The 20292-nt window shown below is 72.1% G+C and carries 18 protein-coding genes; 5 read left to right on the top strand and 13 right to left on the bottom strand.

Annotation, left to right across the window (positions count from 1 at the left end):
- Positions 1 to 6 precede the first annotated feature (6 nt).
- From yjfF to BT341_RS28360, 8 genes are all read right to left on the bottom strand, one after another.
- The gene (gene yjfF, locus BT341_RS28325; RefSeq protein ID WP_072479177.1) at positions 7 to 990 is read right to left on the bottom strand and encodes a galactofuranose ABC transporter, permease protein YjfF; all 984 of its coding nucleotides are present in this window, start codon (positions 988 to 990) and stop codon (positions 7 to 9) included.
- Entirely contained in the window at positions 987 to 2018 is a 1032-nt protein-coding gene (locus BT341_RS28330) for an ABC transporter permease (RefSeq protein WP_425426494.1), read from the bottom strand. Before BT341_RS28330 ends, yjfF begins: the two co-directional genes overlap by 4 nt.
- A 5-nt stretch (positions 2019 to 2023) precedes the next feature.
- Positions 2024 to 3526, bottom strand: coding sequence for a sugar ABC transporter ATP-binding protein (locus tag BT341_RS28335; protein ID WP_072479179.1), 1503 nt, complete (start codon positions 3524 to 3526; stop codon positions 2024 to 2026).
- A 102-nt stretch (positions 3527 to 3628) separates the two neighbouring features.
- Entirely contained in the window at positions 3629 to 4648 is a 1020-nt protein-coding gene (locus BT341_RS28340) for an ABC transporter substrate-binding protein (protein ID WP_425426402.1), read from the bottom strand.
- Between the two features lie 38 nt (positions 4649 to 4686).
- Positions 4687 to 5730, bottom strand: a complete 1044-nt coding sequence (locus BT341_RS28345) for a LacI family DNA-binding transcriptional regulator (RefSeq protein WP_072482225.1) — start codon at positions 5728 to 5730, stop codon at positions 4687 to 4689.
- 267 nt (positions 5731 to 5997) lie between these two features.
- Positions 5998 to 6954, bottom strand: coding sequence for an endonuclease/exonuclease/phosphatase family protein (locus BT341_RS28350; protein WP_072479181.1), 957 nt, complete (start codon positions 6952 to 6954; stop codon positions 5998 to 6000).
- Positions 6951 to 7874: a D-alanyl-D-alanine carboxypeptidase family protein gene (locus BT341_RS28355; protein WP_072479182.1), complete on the bottom strand. Its 924-nt coding sequence runs from the start codon at positions 7872 to 7874 to the stop codon at positions 6951 to 6953. The genes BT341_RS28350 and BT341_RS28355 overlap by 4 nt, the downstream gene beginning before the upstream one ends.
- Positions 7875 to 8071: 197 nt before the next feature.
- Positions 8072 to 8320: a hypothetical protein gene (locus tag BT341_RS28360; RefSeq protein WP_072479183.1), complete on the bottom strand. Its 249-nt coding sequence runs from the start codon at positions 8318 to 8320 to the stop codon at positions 8072 to 8074.
- Positions 8321 to 8535: 215 nt separating this feature from the next.
- Here BT341_RS28360 and BT341_RS28365 point away from each other — a divergent pair, with 215 nt between their 5' ends.
- Positions 8536 to 9603, top strand: coding sequence for a right-handed parallel beta-helix repeat-containing protein (locus BT341_RS28365; protein WP_072479184.1), 1068 nt, complete (start codon positions 8536 to 8538; stop codon positions 9601 to 9603).
- 13 nt (positions 9604 to 9616) lie between these two features.
- On the opposite strand, the gene BT341_RS28370 is transcribed toward BT341_RS28365, so the two are convergent.
- Positions 9617 to 10411 carry an SDR family NAD(P)-dependent oxidoreductase gene (locus BT341_RS28370; RefSeq protein ID WP_072479185.1) on the bottom strand — a complete coding sequence of 265 codons (795 nt, stop codon included), beginning with the start codon at positions 10409 to 10411 and terminating at the stop codon, positions 9617 to 9619.
- 219 nt (positions 10412 to 10630) lie between these two features.
- Here BT341_RS28370 and BT341_RS28375 point away from each other — a divergent pair, with 219 nt between their 5' ends.
- The gene (locus BT341_RS28375) at positions 10631 to 11248 is read left to right on the top strand and encodes a LysE/ArgO family amino acid transporter (protein ID WP_072479186.1); all 618 of its coding nucleotides are present in this window, start codon (positions 10631 to 10633) and stop codon (positions 11246 to 11248) included.
- A 109-nt stretch (positions 11249 to 11357) separates the two neighbouring features.
- Positions 11358 to 12062, top strand: a complete 705-nt coding sequence (locus tag BT341_RS28380; protein WP_072479187.1) for a DUF6008 family protein — start codon at positions 11358 to 11360, stop codon at positions 12060 to 12062.
- Here BT341_RS28380 and BT341_RS28385 read toward each other — a convergent pair.
- From BT341_RS28385 to BT341_RS28400, 4 genes are all read right to left on the bottom strand, one after another.
- Complete coding sequence (locus BT341_RS28385) at positions 12043 to 16125, bottom strand: beta-galactosidase (protein WP_072479188.1); 4083 nt, start codon at positions 16123 to 16125, stop codon at positions 12043 to 12045. The two genes, BT341_RS28380 and BT341_RS28385, sit on opposite strands and share 20 nt — an antisense overlap.
- Positions 16126 to 16282: 157 nt before the next feature.
- A complete protein-coding gene (locus BT341_RS28390; protein ID WP_072479189.1) occupies positions 16283 to 17326 on the bottom strand; it encodes a LacI family DNA-binding transcriptional regulator in 1044 nt (347 codons plus the stop codon).
- A 105-nt stretch (positions 17327 to 17431) separates the two neighbouring features.
- A complete protein-coding gene (locus BT341_RS28395) occupies positions 17432 to 17644 on the bottom strand; it encodes a hypothetical protein (protein ID WP_143168664.1) in 213 nt (70 codons plus the stop codon).
- Positions 17645 to 17701: 57 nt separating this feature from the next.
- Complete coding sequence (locus tag BT341_RS28400) at positions 17702 to 18358, bottom strand: helix-turn-helix transcriptional regulator (RefSeq protein WP_072479191.1); 657 nt, start codon at positions 18356 to 18358, stop codon at positions 17702 to 17704.
- 86 nt (positions 18359 to 18444) lie between these two features.
- Here BT341_RS28400 and folE point away from each other — a divergent pair, with 86 nt between their 5' ends.
- Together folE and BT341_RS28410 are read left to right on the top strand one after the other, a co-directional pair.
- On the top strand, positions 18445 to 19065 hold the full coding sequence (folE, locus tag BT341_RS28405; protein ID WP_072479192.1) for a GTP cyclohydrolase I FolE: 621 nt from the start codon (positions 18445 to 18447) through the stop codon (positions 19063 to 19065).
- Positions 19065 to 20270, top strand: coding sequence for an NAD(P)/FAD-dependent oxidoreductase (locus BT341_RS28410; RefSeq protein ID WP_177328909.1), 1206 nt, complete (start codon positions 19065 to 19067; stop codon positions 20268 to 20270). The genes folE and BT341_RS28410 overlap by 1 nt, the downstream gene beginning before the upstream one ends.
- Positions 20271 to 20292: the final 22 nt, after the last annotated feature.

Raw genomic sequence — 20292 nt, forward strand, 5'->3', positions numbered from 1 at the left:
GCACGCTCAGCGGGTCCGCCGGGTGACGAGGCGTTGGAGGACGATGAAGACGAACAGGAGGGCCCCGGTGATGATCGAGGTCCACCACGAGTTGAGGGTGCCGTCGAAGGTGATCAGCGTCTGGATGATGCCCAGCACCATGATCCCGAGCACGGTGCCCAGCACGTAGCCGGAGCCGCCGGTGAGGATGGTGCCGCCGATGACCACCGCGGCGATCGCGGTCAGCTCCAGGCCGACCCCGTTGAGCGGGTCGCCGGAGGACTTGTACAGCACCAGCAGCAGCCCGCCGAGCGCCGAGCAGACCCCGCTGATCGTGTAGACCGCGATCTTCGTGCGGCCGGTCTTGAGGCCCATCAGCATCGCGGACTGCGCGTTGCCGCCGATCGAGTAGACCGTCCGCCCGAACCGCGTGAAGTACAGGACGTACGCCGCGGCCGCGACCACCACCAGCGCCACCACCACGCTGATCGAGATGTGCAGCTCGGCGCCGAGCGGGATCTGCGTCTGGGCGAGGGTGGCGATCGTCGGGTTGTCGATCGAATACGCCTCGGTGGTGATCGTGTAGCAGAGGCCGCGGGCGAAGAACATCCCGATCAGCGTCGCGATGAACGGCTGGATCTCGAAGAAGTGGATGAGCGCGCCCATCCCGGCGCCGAGCAGCGCGCCGATCACCAGCACCACGGCGATCGCCGCGTACGCCGGCCAGCCGTGCTTCTGCAGCAGGTCACCGGAGACCACTGTGGACAGTGCGACGACAGACCCGACGGACAGGTCGATGCCGCCGGTGAGGATCACGAACGTCATGCCGACCGCGACCACGAGCAGGAAGGCGTTGTTGATGAACAGGTCGAGCACGACCTGCCCGGATCCGAACGCCTCGTAGCTCGACGCACCGAAGACGTAGGCGCCGACGAGCAGCACCATCGTCGCGAGGATCGGCAGGTGCCGCTGCTGCGGCCGGTAGCCTTTGATGCGGGCGAGGGTGGTCATACCCCGACCTCCACCTTCTCCGGCGACGGCGCCGGGGTGACCGGATGGGTGCCGCGGCGCCGCCGGAACCGGCGCCGGAACGCGGGCGACTGCATGAGGCACACCACCAGCACGACGACGGCCTTGAACAGCATGATCGCCTTGGGCGGGATGCCGAGCGCGTAGACGGTGGTGGTCAGCGTCTGGATGAGCAGCGCGCCGAGCACCGAGCCGCCGAGGGAGAACCGGCCGCCGGTCAGCTGGGTGCCGCCGATGACGACCGCGAGGATCGCGTCGAGCTCGATGAACAGCCCGGCGTTGTTGGCGTCGGCGCTGTGCACGTTCGCGCTGATCATCAGCCCGGCGATGCCCGCGCACAGCGCGCAGAAGACGTAGACGAGCCAGGTCAGCCGGGCCGAGCGCAGCCCGGCGAGCCTGCTGGCCTCCGGGTTGCCGCCGACGGCCTCGACGAGCAGGCCCAGCGCGGACCGGCGGACCAGCAGCGACGCGAGGACGAACACGGCCAGCGCGATGAGGATCGCGCCCGGCAGGGTGAAGGCGAAGCCGCTGCCGATCCACTCGTACGGGCCGGAGTTGATGGTGATGATCTGGCCGCCGCTGATCAGCTGCGCGATCCCGCGGCCGGCGACCATGAGGATGAGCGTGGCGATGATCGGCTGGATGCCGAGCGCGGCGACGAGCCAGCCGTTCCACACGCCGAGCACCAGCGACAGCCCGAGCGCCAGCCCGACCGCGGTGAGCGTGGCGCCGAGGCCGTCGGGGTGGCCGGCGATCCACAGGCAGGCCAGCGAGCCGCTGATCGCCACGACCGCGCCGACCGACAGGTCGATGCCGCGGGTGGCGATGACGAGCGTCATGCCGATCGCGATGAGGATCAGCGGGGCGCCGTTCTTGAGGATGTCGACGAGGTTCCCGTAGAGGTGCCCGTCGCGCAGCTCGATCTTGAAGAACGAAGGACTCGCGATGAGATCGCCCAGCAGCAGCACCAGCAGGGCCACCACGGGCCAGAAGAGCCGGTGTTTCGTCAAGCCTTTCACGCCTGCACCCCCTCGGCCATCGTGGCCATGACGTCGTCGGCGGTGAGCCCCTGGTTGTCCCGTTCCGCCACGACCTTCCGGTCGCGGAGCACGACGACGCGGTGGCTCAGCCGCAGGACCTCTTCCAGCTCGGCGGAGATGAACAGCACGGCCATGCCTTCGCCCGAGAGCTGCGTGACCAGGCGCTGGATCTCCGTCTTGGCGCCGATGTCGATGCCGCGGGTCGGCTCGTCGAGGATCAGCAGCCGCGGCTCGGTGATGAGCCAGCGGGCCAGCAGCACCTTCTGCTGGTTGCCGCCGGAAAGGTTGCCCACCAGCGCCTCGGGGTCGGCGGGCCGGATGTCGAGCGCCTTGATGTACTTCTCGGCGATCTCGTCCTGGCGGCGGCGCGACAGCGGACGCGCCCAGCCGCGGGACGCCTGGAGCGCCAGCACGATGTTCTCGCGCACGGTCAGCTCTTCGACCAGTCCCTCGGACTTGCGGTTCTCCGACAGGAACGCGATCCGGTGGTCGAGCCCGGCGCGCGGGGTGCGCAGGGCGGTGGCCTGCCCGTCGATCCGGACCGACCCGCTGTCGGCGTGGTCGGCGCCGAAGAGCAGCCGGGCGAGCTCGGTGCGCCCGGAGCCGAGCAGCCCGGCCAGGCCGACGACCTCGCCGGCGTGGATGGCGAGGTCGAACGGCTCGACACCGCCCTTGCGGCCGAGGTTCTCGGCGGCCAGCAGCACCGGCGCGCCGGCGACCTCGGCCCGGCTGGGCCCGGAGTCCTCCAGGTCCTCCAGGACCTGCAGCTCCTTGCCGATCATCCGGGTGACCAGCTCGACCGGGGTGATGTCGGCGGTGCGGTACTCGCCGATCAGTTTCCCGTTGCGCAGCACGGTCATCCGGTCGGCGACGGCGAAGACCTGGTCGATGAAGTGGGAGACGAACAGGATCGCCATGCCCTCGTCGCGCAGGGACCGCACGACTTTCAGCAGCTGCTCGACTTCGCCGGTGTCCAAACTGGAGGTCGGTTCGTCCAGCACCAGCACGCGCGCGTCGACGTCGAGCGCGCGGGCGATCGCGACCAGCTGCTGCACGGCGATCGAGCAGCTGCCGAGCTCGGCCGAGACGTCGACGTGGACGTCGAGCCGGGCGAGGAGCTCCTCGGCCCGCCGCCGCATCGGCCCCCACTGGATGCGGCCGAAGCGGCGGGGTTCGCGGCCGAGGCAGACGTTCTCCGCCACGGACAGGTTCGGGCAGAGGTTGACTTCCTGGTAGACCGTGCTGATGCCGGCCTGCTGGGCCGAGCCGGGCCCGCTGAAGGCGACCGGCTCGCCGTTCAGCTCGATCGTGCCCGCGTCCACCCCGTAGACGCCGGTCAGCACCTTGATGAGGGTGGATTTCCCGGCGCCGTTCTCGCCCATCAGGGCGTGCACCTCGCCGGGGAACATCCGGAACGCGACGTCGTCCAGGGCGAGGACGCCGGGGAACTGCTTGCGGATACCGCTCATCCGCACCATGGGCTGCGGTTCAGGCATTGCGTGCTCCGGGGTGGGCGCGGGGGTCGTGAGCGGGAAACAGTGTTCTGACCCGGTTTCCCACGCACGACCCACGGGCGATGGTCAGTACTGGCGCTGCGGCAGGGCGGCCTTGGCCGACGCCTGGTCGAACTCGGTTTCCTTGGTCTCGATGCGGGCGGGCACCTGCTCGCCCGCGGCGACCTTCTTGACCAGGTCCATCAGCTGCGGGCCGAGCAGCGGGTTGCACTCGACGACGTGGTTGATCTTGCCGTCGGCCAGTGCCTGCAGCGCGTCGTGGACGCCGTCGACCGAGACGATCTTGATGTCCTTGCCCGGGACCTTGCCCGCGGCTTCGATGGCCTCGATGGCGCCGAGGGCCATGTCGTCGTTGTGCGCGTACAGGACGTCGATCTTGGGCTGGGACTTCAGGAAGGCCTCCATGACCTCCTTGCCCTTGGCGCGGGTGAACTCACCGGTCTGCGACGCGACGATCTTGTACTTCGGGTCCGCCGCGATGACGTCCGCGAAGCCCTTCTTGCGGTCGTTGGCCGGGGCCGAGCCGGTGGTGCCCTGCAGCTCGACGATGTTGACCTGGCCGGTGGCGCTCGCGAACTCCTTGGTCAGCCACTCCCCCGCCTTCTTGCCTTCGGCGACGAAGTCCGAGCCGAGGAAGGTCTTGTACAGCGACTTGTCCGGCGAGTCGATCGCCCGGTCGGTGAGGATGACCGGGATGTTGGCGTTCTTCGCCTCCTTGAGCACGGTGTCCCAGCCGGACTCGACCACCGGCGAGAAGGCGATCACCTTGACCTTCTGCTGGATGTAGGAGCGGATCGCGGAGATCTGGTTCTCCTGCTTCTGCTGCGCGTCGGAGAACTTCAGCTCGATCCCCGCGGCCTTGGCCGAGTCCTGGATCGACTTGGTGTTCGCCGTCCGCCACCCGCTTTCGGCGCCCACCTGGGCGAAGCCGAGCGTGATCGCCCCGCCGGAGCCGCCGGAGGAACCCCCGCTCCCACAGGCGGTGAGCAGCACCAGTCCGGCCGCCGCGGCCGCCGCGGCGGCCCATCGCTTCTTCAGCACGTTCACTCCTCGATCGACGGTGATCAAATTTGTTAGCGTTAACATTCGGAGCTGGTCTTCCGGGTTCGCGCGCGTGCGTCCCGCTAACGCGGGCCGGTGCTCTCCCGCACGATCAGCTCGGGCACGACCAGGGCGCGCGCGTGCCGGTCGCCCCCGTCCATGCGCCCGGCCAGCAGGCCGAACGTGCGCCTGCCGACTTCGATGAAGTCCTGGCGCACCGTGGTCAGCGGCGGCGTGAAGTACGCCGCCTCGGGTACGTCGTCGAAGCCCGCGACGCGCACGTCCCGCGGCACCGAGATGCCGGCTTCGGCGAACGCGCGCAGCAGGCCGAGCGCCATCTGGTCGTTGCCGGCGAAGACGGCGTCCAGGTCCTGCTGCTTGGCGAAGGATCGCCCCGCCTCGTAGCCGGAGCGCGAGCTCCAGTCGCCGCGGATCACCGGCGGCACGTTCGCGCCGTGGCGTTCCAGGGTTTCCCGCCAGCCCGCCTCCCGGTCGCGGGCTTCCAGCCAGTCCTCGGGCCCGGCGACGTGCCAGACGGTCCGGTGCCCCAGCGCCAGGAGGTGCTCGGTGGCGCGGCGGGCGCCGTCGCGCTGGTCGACGGAGATGACCGGGACCGGCGCGGTCTCCCCGCCGCCGACCGCCACGACCGGGAAGTCCGCGGGTGCGGCCTCCAGTGCGCGGCCCGCGCTGACGTGCGGGGCGATGACGATGATGCCTTCGACGGCCTGGCGGCGCAGGTTCTCCACCGCGTCGGCGATCGAAGACCGGCCCGGACGGCTGACGCTGGAGATCGTGATCGCGTACCCGGCTTCGCGGGCGGCGTTCTCGATGCCGTACAGCGTGCTGGCGGGACCGTACAGATTGGACTCGAGCGCGACGACGCCGAGCGTGCCGGTCCGCCCGGTGACCAGCGCGCGGGCCGCAGAGTTGGGGCGGTAGCCCAGTTCCTCGATGGCGGCGAGCACCCGGGCGCGGGTCTCGGGACGCACCGGGCCGGTCCCGTTGATCACCCGGGAGACGGTCATGTGGGACACGCCGGCCACGCCGGCGACGTCGGTCAGGCTGGGCTGCCGCGTACCGGCCGCGGTCACCCTGACGGGGCCGCCGGAGCGGGGTCGTTCGGCCACCGGCATCCCCTTTCGCACACCTCGTCGTGGTCCACGTCACCTGTTCCGGTGACGGCGAGGAGTCAGTGTTAGCGATAACACCCCCGCGGTCAAGTCCGGCTCGCGTAACGGTCTAGTCACGTGAGCCGGACGGCCCGCGACGGCCGCCAGCACGGCCCGACCTGCGGGAAAGGCCGTGAGTTATTCACCGGCTGCCGCAGGCGGCGGTGTTCAAGGGGCATGTTCGCCGGTTCCGAAGCAGCGTTACCACACGTCGGCGGCGGCCCGTCACAGGGCCAGCGACGCCGCCACCGGCAGGTGGTCACTCGCCGTCGCCGGCAACGTCCACGCCGCCACGGGCCGCACCCCCGCGACGAAGATCTGGTCGATCCGCGCCAGCGGCAGCGCGGCGGGCCAGCTGAACCCGAACCCGTCCCCGGCCGCTTCCTGCACGGACCGCATCCGCGCGGTGATCGGGCCCAGCGCGCGGTCGTCGGCCGTGCCGTTGAAGTCGCCCACGAGCACCGTCCGCGGCGACGGCGTGGCGGCCAGCTCACCGGCGAGCAGGCCGATCGCCTCGTCGCGGCCGTCGGCCGTGAAGCCCCCGTCGAGCCGGACGCGCACCGAAGGCAGGTGCGCCACGAACAGCGCCACCGGGCCCTTCGGAGTGTCCACTGTGGTCCGCAGCGCGCGGGTCCACGGCATGATCTCCAGCGGTTCGGTGCCGTGGAGCGGGAACGTGCTCCACACCCCGACCGTGCCGCGTACCACGTGGTGCGGATACCCCGCCGCCAAGGCGTCTTCGTACTTCGGCACCTCGGGCTTCTTCAGCTCCTCCAGGGCGATCACCTGCGCGCCGGTGGCGGCCAGTGCGCGCGCGGTGCCCGCCGGGTCCGGGTTCTCGTCGTTGACGTTGTGCGAAACGACCGTGAAGTCGCCGCCGTCCGCGGTCCGGTCGAACAGCCTGCCACCGAAGAACCCGCCCCACACCAGTGCCGGCAGCAGCAGCGAAACGAGGGCGAGCGCCGAGCGCCGGATCAGGGCCGCCACGAACAACGGGACCAGGAGCAGCCCGGTCCACGGCAGGAACGTTTCCAGCAGGCTGCCCGCGTTGCCCACGGCGTTGGGCACCAGGGAGTGCGCGAGCAGGAGCACCGCCGTCAGCGCGGAAAACACCGCGACGACCCGGCCGCGGCGCCAGGATCCGCGGTCCGGCACGGATTTCGGGGCGAGCGTCACGGTCATCGCGTCGCCGCCGGCAGTTCACGCTGGATCCCGGCGATGAGCTTCTCGCTGTTCTCCAGCGCCGCCCGCAAACCGGCGCCCGGGCTGCCGCCGGGATTCTGGTGCAGGACGACACCGAGGATCAGCGCGCCGCCGCGGGCCTGCGCGGCCCACATCAGGGCGCCGCCGGCCGCGGTCGACGAACCGGTCTTCAGCCCGATCACGCCGTGGCGGCCGAGGAGGGTGTTCGTGTTGACGACCGTGCCCGGCACGCCGTCGACGCGCAGCGACGGGGTGGCCACGATCGCGCGGATCACGTCGTTCTTCATCACTTCGCGCGCCAGCCGGAGCTGGTCGGTGGCGGTGCTGGTGGTCGAGTCCTCGACGCCGCTCGCGCCGGTGTAGGTGGTGCTGGTCATGCCGAGCGCCGCGGCCTCGCGGTTCATCTTCGCGACGAACGCCTCCTGGCTGCCGGCGTCCCAGCGCGCGAGCAGGCGGGCGACGTTGTTGCCGGACGGGACGAGCATCAGCGCCAGCAGGTCCCGTTCGCTGATCCGCTGCCCGGCGCGCAGCGGCACGGTCGACTCGTCCGGGGCCGCCGCCTCGGTTTCGGCCTGCTCGTCGACGACGATCCGCGGGCCTGCTTCGCCGCCGGCGAGCGGGTGGTCCTTGAGCACCACGTAGGCGGTCATCACCTTCGTGACGCTGGCGATCGGCACCGGCTCCTGCTCCCCGCGGCTGCCGAGCGAGCCGAGCCCGAGCACCTCGGCGCTGGCCTGGCCTTCGGCGGGCCACGGCAGCGGCAGGTCGACGGACGGCCGGGCGGGGCTCGCGGTCCCGTCGACCGACGGCGGGAAGACGACCCAGCAGGCCACGGCGAGGGCCACCGCGACGACGGCGGCCACCCCGCCCGCGACGGGTGGGATGCGGGTACGGACCATGCTCTCCTCCGGGTGCCGGGTGCGCTGCGGCTGCGCACACCGGACACTGTGTCCGGGGAAGATCGCCGGTCCGTCGGCGTTGTTCGACAGGTCTGCACCGGAAATGTCGCGATTTCGTCCCGGCGCGGCGGGCTACGCGACCGGAGGATGTGCGCCGGGTACCCGATGGTCCGGACCACCGGGTACTTCCGGGCGCCTCACGCCGAGCGCTGGATGCAGTCGAGGGCGAGGCCCAGCGGCGTGGCGAGGTACTGGCAGATGTGCGACGCGTGGGCCGCGTCGGTCTGGGTGCACGCGATCGGCACCCCGAGCAGGTCGACCGCGCAGTAGGCGTAGAACTGCGTCGAGCTGCCCGGAACCGGGTCGGCCGAGGCCGGGACAGCCGTGGCGACGGCGGCGACGGTCGCGAGCGCGGCCGCGGCGGCGGCGATGCGGATCTTCCTCATGGTGTCCTCCTCTCGGTTTCCCCTGGTGACAGGGGTTGACGATGATCAAGATTCCCCGTCGCGCACCCGTTCAGCTCCCGGTCACCGGAAAGTGTGGCGTTCACATACGTGGCCACCGTTCAGCGCATTGACGCAGGTCAGGGCGGTGGCCTATAACAAGGAGGTCCGGGTGTACGCCGCAACACCTCCGCTGTCGCCTTTTCCGGAGGCCATCGGTGTCCCCACGCAATCCGCTCCGGCGCGCGCTCTTCCGCGTCGCCGTCACCGTTTCCGCCGCTGCCGCGAGCTTCGGCTTCACCGTCGCCACCGGCGACGTCGTCACCGTCTCGACGGCCGCCCAGCTGCAGAGCGCGCTCGCCAACGCGGTGCCCGGCCGGACGATCCAGCTCGCCGCCGGGACCTACCGCGGCTCGTTCGGCACGACGAAGGCCGGCACCGCCGACCGGCCGATCACGCTGTCCGGGCCCGCGGACGCCGTCCTGGTCAACGACGGGCCGTCCGGCGACGCCCCCGACTGCCCGGTGCCCACCGCAGGCTGGGATCCGGGCTACGGCCTGTGGCTCTTCGGCGCGCCGTACTGGCACTTGACCGGTTTCACCGTGCGGGACTCGAAGAAGGGCATCGTCGTGGACGCTTCGCCGCACACGGTCATCGACGGCGTGACCGTCGACCACGTCGACGAAGAGGCGATCCACTTCCGCCGTTCGTCGGCCGACAGCGTGCTCGAGAACTCGTCGATCAGCTACACCGGGCTGGTCCAGCCGGGCTACGGCGAAGGCGTCTACCTCGGCTCGGCGAACTCCAACTGGGGCTGCCACGGCAACTCCGGCGGCGCCGACCGCGGCGACCGGATCCAGGTGCTGCACAACCACATCGGGCCGTTCGTCGCGGCCGAGGCGATCGACGTCAAGGAAGGCACCTTCGCCGGCGTGATCCGCGGCAACACCTTCGACGGCCGCGGCATCTCCGGTGAGAACTCGGCCGACTCCTGGATCGACGTCAAGGGCATCGGCTACACGATCGAAGACAACACCGGCACGTTCGCCGCGCCGGGCACGTTCGCCAACGGCTACGAGAACCACAACCCGAGCACGACCCCGTCGTTCGGCAACGGCTGCGGCAATGTCTGGCGCGGCAACAAGTCCGACCTCGGCGGCGTCGGCGCCTACGCGATCAAGATCAGCTCGGTGTCGAAGTGCGCGGCGAACCCCAACGTGGTGTACGCGTCCAACACGGTGACGAACGCCAGGTCGGGCCTGACCAACATCCCGGTGACGCCGTGAGGCGGCCCGGGCGTCAGGGCACGATGGAGTCGACGTACCCGCCGTCGACCCGCACCGCCGCGCCCGTGGTCGCCGAGGCGAACGGGGAACTCAGGTACACCACCAGGTGCGCGATCTCCTCGGGCTCGATCAGCCGCTGCAGCAGCGACTGCGGCCGGTGCTTCCGCATGAACTCGCGCTGCGCCTCCGCCCACGGCAGGTCCCGGTCCACCAGCTCGTAGACGAAATCCTCGACGCCACCGGTGTGCGTCGGCCCGGCGATGACGGCGTTCACCGTCACGCCGGTGCCGGCCGCGTGCTTGGCGAACCCGCGCGAGACCCCGAGCAGCGCCGTCTTCGACACTCCGTAGTGGATCATCTCGGCCGGGATCACGACCGCCGAGTCGCTGGCGATGTACTGGATCCGGCCCCAGCCGCGGTCGGCCATGCCGGGCAGGTAGGCGCGGGTCAGCCGCACCGCGGCGAGGACGTTGACTTCGAAGTAGCGCCGCCATTCGGCGTCGGTGATGGCAAGCGGCTCGCGGGCGCCGAAGATGCCGAGGTTGTTGACGAGGATGTCGGCGTCGGGCACCTCTTCGACGACCTGGGCGGCGCCGGCCTCGTCGGAGACGTCGCCGGGCGCGGGCAGGAAGTCGGCGTCCGGCAGATCCTGCGCGAGCCTCGCGATGGCGGTGCGGACGCCGGTGTCGCTGCGGCCGTTGATCGCGACCCGCGCGCCGGCGGCCGCGAGCCCGGCCGCGATGGCCGCGCCGATCCCCTGCGTGGACCCGGTGACCAGGGCCGTCTTGCCGCTCAGGTCGACCCGCATGGTGAAAGCCCTTTCTCGCGCCGGCGGCTGCCTCCGGCCGATTCAAGCACAGCCGTCCGGCGCGCACCGGCTGGAAATCCGGTTGCCGCCGCGACCCGGCCGGCGACACCATCGGCGCATGATCGCACCCCGCACCCCGCTCCTGCCGACCGTCGCCGCGACCACCGCGCCGGTCCGGCAGCAGCCAGGGCGTCCGCGGGGCTCGGGCGCCACGGCACCGTGACCGGCGCGCTGCTCGCCGGCCTGGTGGCCGGCTACGGCATCGCCATCCCGGTCGGCGCCGTCGGGGCCTACCTCGTCGCGCTCACCGCCCGCACGTCGCTGCGGACCGGCTTGGCGGCGGCGTTGGGTGTCGCCACGGCCGACGGCGTGTATGCGCTGGTCGCGGTGCTCGGCGGTGCGGCGGCCGCGGGCGTGGTGGCCCCCGTCGCCGTCCCGTTGCGCCTGGTCTCGGCGGGGATCCTCGTGCTGCTGGCCGTCCGCGGCGCGGTGTCGGCGTTGCGTTCCCACCGCGACGCCACGGCCCGGCCGGTGACCCCGCTCCCGCCCGGACGCGCCTATGCCGGCTTGCTCGGCGTGACGCTGGTGAACCCGGCGACGGTCGTCTACTTCGCCGCCCTGGTCGTCGGCGGCCGCGCGGGCGCGGCGGTGTCGGTGCCCGAGCAGGCCGCGTTCGTGCTCGCCGCGTTCACCGCGTCGGCGAGCTGGCAAGCGCTCCTGGCCGGCGGCGGCGCCCTCCTCGGCCGCGTCCTCACCGGACCGCGCGGCCGCCTGGTGACGACGCTGCTGTCGAGCGCGGTGATCACCGCCATCGCCGTCCGGCTCGTCCTGTCCTGAACGGAACCCATTGTGCTGTAACGGTTTGTCCGGTTCCGGGCGCACGCGAGGAGACGTCCCGGCGGCCGGTTCCGGCCTAACCTGAGCCCGACGCGGACGGGAGGCGGCCATGACCATGCCGATGGCGACGACGTCGGGCTGGGACGTCGCGGGAGCGGTGCTGCTGGTGCTGTGGGCCCTCGCGATGTGGGCGGCGGTCGCCGTCCTGGCGTACGCGGCCCGCGGGCCGGTGCGGCCGTGGGTGTACCGCGGCTCGGCCGCGGTGATCGGCCTCGGCGTGCTCGGCCAGCTCGGGCACGTCCAGGAGCACATCGCCCAGGCCGGGTACTGGCTCGGTCACCCGAACTCCCCGGCCTGGATGACGCCGTGGGGCACCGGCCTGGCGAACGGCCTGCAGCTGGCCCTGCCCGGCCGTCCGACGTTCGGGATGGAGCTGCTGCACCTCACCGGCAACTTCATCTTCCTCGCCGGGCTGGCCGGGGTCATGGTGATCACCCGCCACGCCGTGCGGACGCGGGCCCGGCGCTGGGCGCGGATGGGCGTCTGGATGCAGGGCCTGCACGGGCTCGAGCACCTGGTCCTGACGCTGTCGGTGGCGTTCGGGTCGCGTGCGGTCGGGCTGTCGACGTTCTTCGGCCTGGTCGGCCCGGGCCCGGGCCTGACGACCTACCGCGTGTGGTGGCACTTCGTCGCGAACGTCGTCGGCTCGGTCGTCTTCGGCCTGGCGCTGTACCACCTGTGGCGGGAGCGCCGGGAGGTCCGGGCGACGTTCGTCGTCCGGACCGTCCCGGAGATCACCCGGCGGGCGGCGTAGCGCAGGTCAGCGTCGGCAGCGCCCAGTCCGCGTGGTCGTTGCCGTTGCCGTCGCCGCCGTCGGAGACCAGCAGGTCCAGCACCTGGGCGCCGGTGACGTCGACGTCGATCGGCACGGCCGCCTGGCCGCCCCGGACCACGGGAGTCGTCACCTTGGTCGTGCCGTCCGCCGAGACGCTGAAGCTGACACTGCCGCCGGTGCCGGTCTCGCCGTCGACGCCGACCGAAGCCGTGAGGCGCGTGCAGGCGGCCGCCAGGTAGAGCTGGACGTCGCTCGCCGCGTGGACGCCGAGGCCCTTCGCGTACGGCACCCCGCCGATCGTCATCGGCTTTCCGTCGCCGGCGGCCGCTTCGCCGTTACTCGTGTCGCGCTCGACCGGGCCCCAGCCGTTCGTCGCCGTGAGGAACGGCAGGGAGCTGACCGCGACCTGGCCGGCGGGCGGCGCCGGCGGCACCGCTCCGACGATCCGCTCGTCCGCGACCGAACCGGGGTGCCCGGCCTGCCGGTAGGCCACCGAAACCTTCAGCGCCGCGGTGTCCACTGTGGACGCGGCGGTGACCGGCCAGGTGAACGTCACCGACGAGCCGCTGTCGATCCGGGCCACCGAAGGCGGCGACGCCGCCCCGGCCGTCCACCCGGCCGGCACGGTCAGCGACGGCTTGACGTCGAACGCCGGCGGCGCGTCCGCGGGAACCCGCACGGTCGCCGAAGCGGTGAACCGCTGCCCGCCCGTCACCGTGTCCGGCGCGGTCAGGGAGACGCTCGCGGCCGGTGCCGCCGGCATGGCGTACCGCACCGGGTCGTAGCCGGGCGAGACGTTCTGCCGGACGGTCAGCGGCGAGCGGTAGCTGCCGTAGTTGGTCCAGGCGATCTTGCCGAGGCCGCCGGTGCTGCCGTCGAGGTTCCACACCGCGACGGCGATCGTGTTGTGGCCGTTCGGGTTCAGGATGCCGTTCGGGATCGGGAAGCTGTGCTGCGGACCGAGGTAGTTGACGTACTGGCCGAGCTGCCAGCCGTTGACGAAGATCAGCGCCCGGTACTGCCGGCCGGGGTCGTCGGTGATCGTCAGGCCCAGCGAGGTGTCCTGGCCGTGGGGCAGATCCAGATCCGCCGACGTCCGGTACCACGAAACACCCGGGGCCGGGTCCTTCGCCGGCAGCGAGACCGGCGTCCAGCGCCCGTCCGGGAAGCCGGGCAGCGACCAGCCGGCGCGCTCGCCGTACAGGCCGCCGGTGTTGAGCGGGCCGCGGACGGGGTCGAGGCCGGTCTCGCCGCCGCGCACGCCCTGCAGCCGCCAGGTCACCGACGTCAGCGGGGTGCCGGTGAGCCGGGCCGAGGTGAGGCCGCGGGCGGCCTTGTTGCCGTTGCCGGCGCCGTAATCCTCCTCGTGGCCCATGTTCACGGTCAGCACCGAGATCTCGTTCTCGCCCTGGCGCAGGGCCCCGGCCGGGAAGCCGAACGTGTGCTGCGGATCCTTCGAGCTGCCGAGGAAAACGCCGTTGAGCCACGCCGAGAACGCGCCGGCGGGGCCGCCGCTCTGGCTCGACAGCGTGATACCGGTCTGCTTGCCGTCGCCGGTGAACCGGCCGCGGTACCACGTGTTGCCGGTGTGGAACCCGTAGTCGTCGGCGAAGAGCACCGGTTTCGTGCCGAGCGCCGTCGAGCTGTTGGTGGTGTCCTTGTCGGCCACCGGCCACGCCGAGTCGTCGAAGCCTGGCCGGCTCTCCGGAGACTCCTGCTGGTGCTTCCACCCGGTCAGCGCGGGCAGGGTGACCGGCTGGGCCGCCGGTGCCGTGCCGGTGCGGCTGCCGCTCGGCGTCGGCTGCGTCGCGACGCGGAAACCGTTCCAGGACACCGTCTTTTCGGCGGCGAAGACCTCGAAGGCGCCGTCTGTGCCGGTGTCGCCGGTCAGGGCGAGGGTGCCGTACTGGTCGGCCGCGGTCCGCACGAGGTGGGTGCCGCGGACCAGCACCGGGCCCGCCGCGGTGTCCTGGCGCCAGAACGTCGCCGCGGTCGCCTTGTCCGCGAGCAGCAGGAGCAGCGGCCGCGCGCCGGGCACGGTGACCAGCACGCGGGTCAGGCCGTCGTGGGTGTAGTTCAGGCGCAGGTCACCGCGGGCGGCGTCCCAGGTGGACGTCGCGGTGCCGCCGAGCACCTGCACCGACGGCTGCTTCGCGAACCGCAGGACGGTCTCACCCGGCCCGCCCTGGTCGCCGTAGAGGACCGCGACGTCGCGGCCGCCGATGGCCGCGCTGGTCATGATCTCCGATGTCGAGTACTGCATCCGGGTCTGCCCGAGGTCGTAGCCGGCGACGACGATCTTCGACTGGCGGCCGTTCAGCGTGATCCCGGTGCCGGGCTGCTGCGGCACGACCGGGTAGAAGTCGGTGCTGCCGGAGAGCAGGTCGACGGCGTCCACGACGACGAACGTCCCGGTCGCCTGCGGGTTCTTCTGGCCCGTCACGACGATCTTCAGCGTGTGCGCGCCGGCGGGCAGGCCGCGTACCTCGTAGCCGGTGACCTGGTTCTGCTTGCTCGACGCGTAGAGGTCGACGGTGCTGACCTTCGCGTCGTCGAGGTAGACGTCGGCGATGCCGTGGTTGCCGTCCTTCGACGTGACCCACCGGATTCCGGTGCCGGTGAAGGGAATGCTGACGCTGTCGCCGGTCGCCTCGGAGAACGATTCGGTGTGCTGGTAGTCGCCGCCGGTGTAGTTCACCTCGGGCCCGACGTGGCTCCAGGTGCCGGTGTAGCCGACCTCGGCGGCCCGGTCGTCGTAGGTGTAGCCGGCGTGCGCGGCCAGGTCGAGCGCGAGGCTCGTGGTGTTCGTGGCGGTGGACGTCGAGTCGGTGTGGCGCAGGGTGTGGAACTGGGTGCGCGTGTCGGGGTTGATCCGGGCGGTGTCGGTGAGCGCGGGGTCGGTCAGCGGCGCCGCGGCCAGGCCGTCGGTCTTGGTCAGCGGCGCGACGGACTGGGTGAAGTAGCCGATCAGCTTGTCTTCGGCGTACTTCGGGTCGAACTGGCGGCCCTCGGTGATCGCGGCGCCGTAGTCGTAGGAGGTGTAGTTCTGCGGGATCGCGCTCCAGCCCCACGACGTGCCGCCGTGCAGCATGTAGAAGTTCTGGCCGGTGGCGCCGACCGCGATGTTCTGCTTGTAGAAGACGTTCGCGAACTGGTCGTTGATCAGCTGCGCGCACTTCCCGTAGCCGGGGCCGCCCCACGGGTCGAAGGCACCGCCCTGGAACTCGGCGGTGATCAGCGGCTTGCCGGGGACGTGGTCGTAGCTGATGTCGGGCACGCCGTTCCACTTGGCCGGGTTCGAGCAGTCGAAGCCCTGCGGGTAGGAGTCGGCGGCGTCGACGTCGAGGGCGGCCTCACCGGCGTTGAAGGTGCCGTTGTTGTTGCCCACCAGGGGAACGGTGATGCCGTCGGCACGGGCCTTGTCCTCGAGGTGCTTCATGTAGGCGCGGCCGTCGGCGTTGCCGTTGTAGTACTCGTTCTCGACCTGGTAGGCCAGGACGCTGCCGGTGCCGTCGGTGAGCTGGTGGCGGGCGATGATCCGGTCGATCTGCGTCTGCCACTCGTCGGAGTACTTCAGGTAGACCGGGTCGGCGCTGCGGGTGTGGCCGGGCGTGGTGGACAGCCAGGTCGGGAAGCCACCGCCGTCGACCTCGGCGTTGATGTACGGCCCGGGCCGCGCGATGACGTAGAGCCCGGCCTGCTGGGCCATGTCGAGGAGCTTGTCGAGATCCCGGATGCCGCTGAAGTCGTAGACGCCTTGGCGCGGCGAGTGGTAGCCCCAGTCGAAGTAGAGCGAGGTCGCGTTGAAGCCGGCCGCCTTCATCTTCTGGAAGATGTCGAGCCACAGGTCCTGGCTGGGCAGGCGGTAGGAGTGGAACTCGCCGGACCAGAGGTAGGTGCGCTGGCCGTCGACGAGGAAGGAGTAGCCGTCGTAGGTGACGGTGTGCCCCGGGGGCGCCGGCGGCGCGGCGGTGGCCGGCGGGACGGTCACCCCGACGAGGGCCAGCACGGCGACGAGCAGGGTCCGGACGACGGCACGCATGCGGGGACCTCCGGGACGGCGGGGACCAGAACCGAACACGATCCTTTGCCGATCACACAGAAGCGGTCAAGATACAACACCGGGATGGATCAGTGCGGACGACGTGTTAGCGTTAACAAAGCGGTTTTCTGTCCGGCCACTGTCCACCTGGCACGGTTCAGCGGGGTCCGGTGCTCTCCCGCACGATCAGCTCCGCGGGCACCAGATGCCGGGTCCGGGCGTCGCCGCCGGCCATGCGGTCCTCCAGCAACCCGAACGTCCTGCGGCCGACCTCGATGAAGTCCTGGCGGACCGTCGTCAGCGGCGGGTTGAAGTACGCCGCCTCCGGGACGTCGTCGAAGCCGGCCACGTGGACGTCCTCCGGGACCCGGATCCCCGCCTCGGTGAACGCGCGCAGCAGGCCCAGTGCCATCTGGTCGTTGGCCGAGAACACCGCCTTGAGCCCGCGCTTCCCGGCCAGCGCCCGGCCGGCCTCGTAACCCGAGCGCGGGCTCCAGTCGCCGCGCACCACCGCCGGGACGCGAAGGCCGCGCCGCTCCAGGGTCTCGCGCCAGCCGCGTTCGCGGTCGCGGGCCTCCAGCCAGTCCTCCGGTCCCGCGACGTGCCAGACCGTGCGGTGGCCGAGGGCGAGCAGGTGCTCGGTGACGCGCCGGGCGCCGTCGTACTGGTCGACCGAGATCACCGGCACCGGCGCCGACTCGCCGCCGCCGACCGCCACCACCGGGATGTCGCCCGGGACCGCGGCCAGCGCCCGGCCGGCCGTGACGTGCGGGGCGATCACGACGATCCCTTCGACCGCCTGGCGCCGCAGGCTCTCCACCGCGTCGCCGATCGACGTCCGTCCCGGGCGGGTGACGCTGCAGATCGCGACGCCGTACCCGGCCTCGCGCGCCGCGTTCTCGATGCCGTACAGGGTGCTCGCGGGCCCGTAGAGGTTCGACTCCAGGGCGACCACGCCGAGCGTGCCCGACCGGCCGGTGACCAGCGTCCGCGCGGCCGTGTTGGGCCGGTAGCCGAGCTTGTGCACCGCGGCGAGGACCCGCTCGCGGGTTTCCGGGCGCACCGGCCCGCTCTCGTTGACCACGCGCGAGACGGTCATGTGCGACACCCCGGCCATGCCGGCGACGTCGGCCAGGCTCGGCTGCCGCGGCCCCGGCGCCGACGTCCTGGCCTGCTCCCCCGGCTTCGCCCGGTCCACCACCCTGGCCCCCTCCGTTCCGCGCCGTGACACCACCTCCGAGACCGTACCGCCGAACCGGACGGCAGCGGCGGACCCGGGCCGGGCCGAGTCGCGTGCAGAGCGCGTTCAGGACCTCCGGGACGCGCCGGGCGACGTCCACCGGGTCTCCGGCGGCGCCGATGTCGCCGTCGTGGCGACGCTCGTCGTCACCGGCGGCGTGGCCGTGACCGCCGGGCGGGACGGGACGGCGGGCGGCCGGACCGCCGCCGCCACGGCGAGTGTCGTCACCACGGCCGCGGCGCACGCCCCGGCCAGCAGCATCGCGTTTCGTCGGCGCATACCCGGCTGTTGCCCGCGAACCCGCCCGGTGTTCGCGCGAAGCCGGTCGCGCCGGGGTCAGGCCGGCGTCAGGCGCACGCAGCAGGACCCGGGCCGCGGGTCCAGGCGGGCACGCAGCCGGCAGTCACCCGCGCCGTCGAGCATGCCCGCGACCAGGCCGAGGTTCATCTCGCACACCAGCCGCGTGTGGGTCCGCGCCAGCCGCTGGAACGGGCAGTTCCCCAGCACCACCGCGTCTCCCTCGGCCCGCGGCTCGAACCCGTGCTCTTCGAGCGTGCCGACGACGTCGTTCGTGCCCGCGGCCAGCTGCGCCCCGTGTTCGCGGGCCCGGCGGCCGAGGATTTCCCGCGGTGCGCCGCCCGTCTCGTCGGCCTCCTCGATCGCGGACGCCAGCAGCTGCCCCGCCAGCTCGTACTGCCGTTCCGGCAGCGAGACGCTCACCTGCCGGTCCGACCGGCGGTAGAGCTTGGCCGGGCGGCCCGCGCCCGGGCCCGTGCGGCCGCTGCGGCGCTCGTACTCCGCCACGAGCAGCCGCTCCTCGACCAGGCGGTCGAGGTGGAACGCGACCGTCGCGCGCGGCACGCCGAGCGCCGAGGCGACGTCGTCGCGGCTGACCGGTTCCGGGTGGCGGACGACGAACTCGTACAGCCGCCGGCGCGTCGGCTCGTCCAGCGCCGCGACCGCGGCCAGCGCGCCCGCCTGGGACTTGTGCATCTCAGCACTCTAAAACAAACAACCGTTGACGAAAACCCCGGCGGCTTCTAACGTCGGCTCGACTTGGTTTTAGAAGGAGGACTGTCGTGACCGTCGATCCCGTCAGCGAACCGGTGCCGCTGCGGCACCTGGGTGTCGTCCACGACCGCGACACCATGGACCTGCCCGCGGCGGAACGCGCGGTCGCCGACCTGCTGCGCGCGCTCGGGAAGGACCCGTCGTCGGAGCACCTCGGCGACACCCCGCGGCGGGTGGCCAACGCCTACGCGGAGATGCTGCGGCCACGGGACTTCCAGCTGACGACGTTCCCGAACGACGAGGGCTACGACGAGCTCGTGCTGGCGAAGAGCATCCCGGTGCAGTCGCTGTGCGAGCACCACCTGCTGCCGTTCCGCGGCGTCGCGCACGTGGGCTACCTGCCCGGCGAGCGGATCCTCGGGCTGTCGAAGCTCGCCCGCGTGGTCGAGCTGTTCGCGCGCGACCTGCAGGTGCAGGAGCGGCTGACCAAGCAGGTCGCGGACTGGCTGCAGGAGCACCTGGCGCCGAAGGGCGTCGGGGTCGTCATCGAAGCCGAGCACCTGTGCATGTCGCTGCGCGGGGTGCGGGCCAACGGCGCGCTCACCGTGACGTCGTCCCTGCACGGCCTGCTGCGCGAGGAACCCAAGACCCGCCAGGAGTTCTTCGCCCTCACGGGGGTGAGCGCCTGATGGACACCCACGTCGTCGCCGGCGGCGGGCTCACCGCCGCGAAGGCGGCGGAAACCCTGCGCGCGGAAGGGTTCGCCGGCCGGATCGTCATCGTCGGCGCGGAGCCCGACCTGCCGTACGAGCGGCCGCCGCTGTCGAAGGGCTACCTGCTCGGCCAGGACGACCGCGCGTCGGTGTTCGTCCACGACGAGAAGTGGTACGCCGACCAGGGCATCGAGGTGCTGACCGGCCGCCGGGTCACGGCGCTGGACCGCGCCGCGCACGAGGTCGAGCTGGACGGCGGCGAGCGGCTCGGCTACACGAAGCTGCTGCTGGCGACCGGCGCGTCGCCGCGGCGGCTGCGGGTGCCCGGCAACGACCTCGACGGCGTCCACTACCTGCGCCGCCTCAGCCACGCCGACCGGCTGCGCGAGGCACTGCGAGCGGGCGGCCGGGTCGTCGTGGCCGGCGCGGGCTGGATCGGCCTGGAAACCGCGGCGGCGGCCCGGACCTACGGCTGCGAGGTGACGATCGTCGAGCCGGCGCCGTCGCCCCTGCACGCGACGCTCGGCCCGGAGCTGGGCGGGTTCTTCGCCGGGCTGCACCGCCGGCACGGCGTCGAGCTGCGGCTCGGCACCGGCGTGACGGGCTTCGCGGGCGACACCACCGTCACGGCGGTGCGGACGGACACGGGCGAGATCCCGGCCGACGTCGTGATCGTCGGGATCGGCGCGCGGCCCGAGACGCAGCTGGCCGAAGAAGCGGGACTGGCCGTCGACGACGGCGTGTGCGTCGACGCGGCCCTGCGCACCGAAGACCCCGACATCTTCGCGGCGGGCGACGTCGCGAGTGTCTGGAACCCGGCCTACGGCCGCCGCATCCGCGTGGAGCACTGGGCGGCGGCAACCAACGGGGGCCCGGCGGCGGCGCGGTCGATGCTGGGCCGCGAGCCGGCCTACGACGACCTGCCGTACTTCTTCTCCGACCAGTACGACGCCGGCATGGAGTTCACCGGCTGGTTCCCGCCGGGCGGCTACGACCGCGTGGTCACCCGCGGCGGCGACGAGGCGTTCCACGCGTTCTGGCTGGCCGGTGACCGGGTGGTGGCCGGCCTGCACGTCAACCAGTGGGACGAAGGCCTCGACGCGGTCCGCGAGCTGATCCGCAGCGGCCGTCCGGTGGACGCGGCGGCACTGGCCGACCCCGCCCGCCCGCTCCCGAGCTAGCCGCGCCGGCTCCCGGTCGTGA

This window comes from Amycolatopsis australiensis, assembly GCF_900119165.1.
GTDB lineage: Bacteria > Actinomycetota > Actinomycetes > Mycobacteriales > Pseudonocardiaceae > Amycolatopsis > Amycolatopsis australiensis.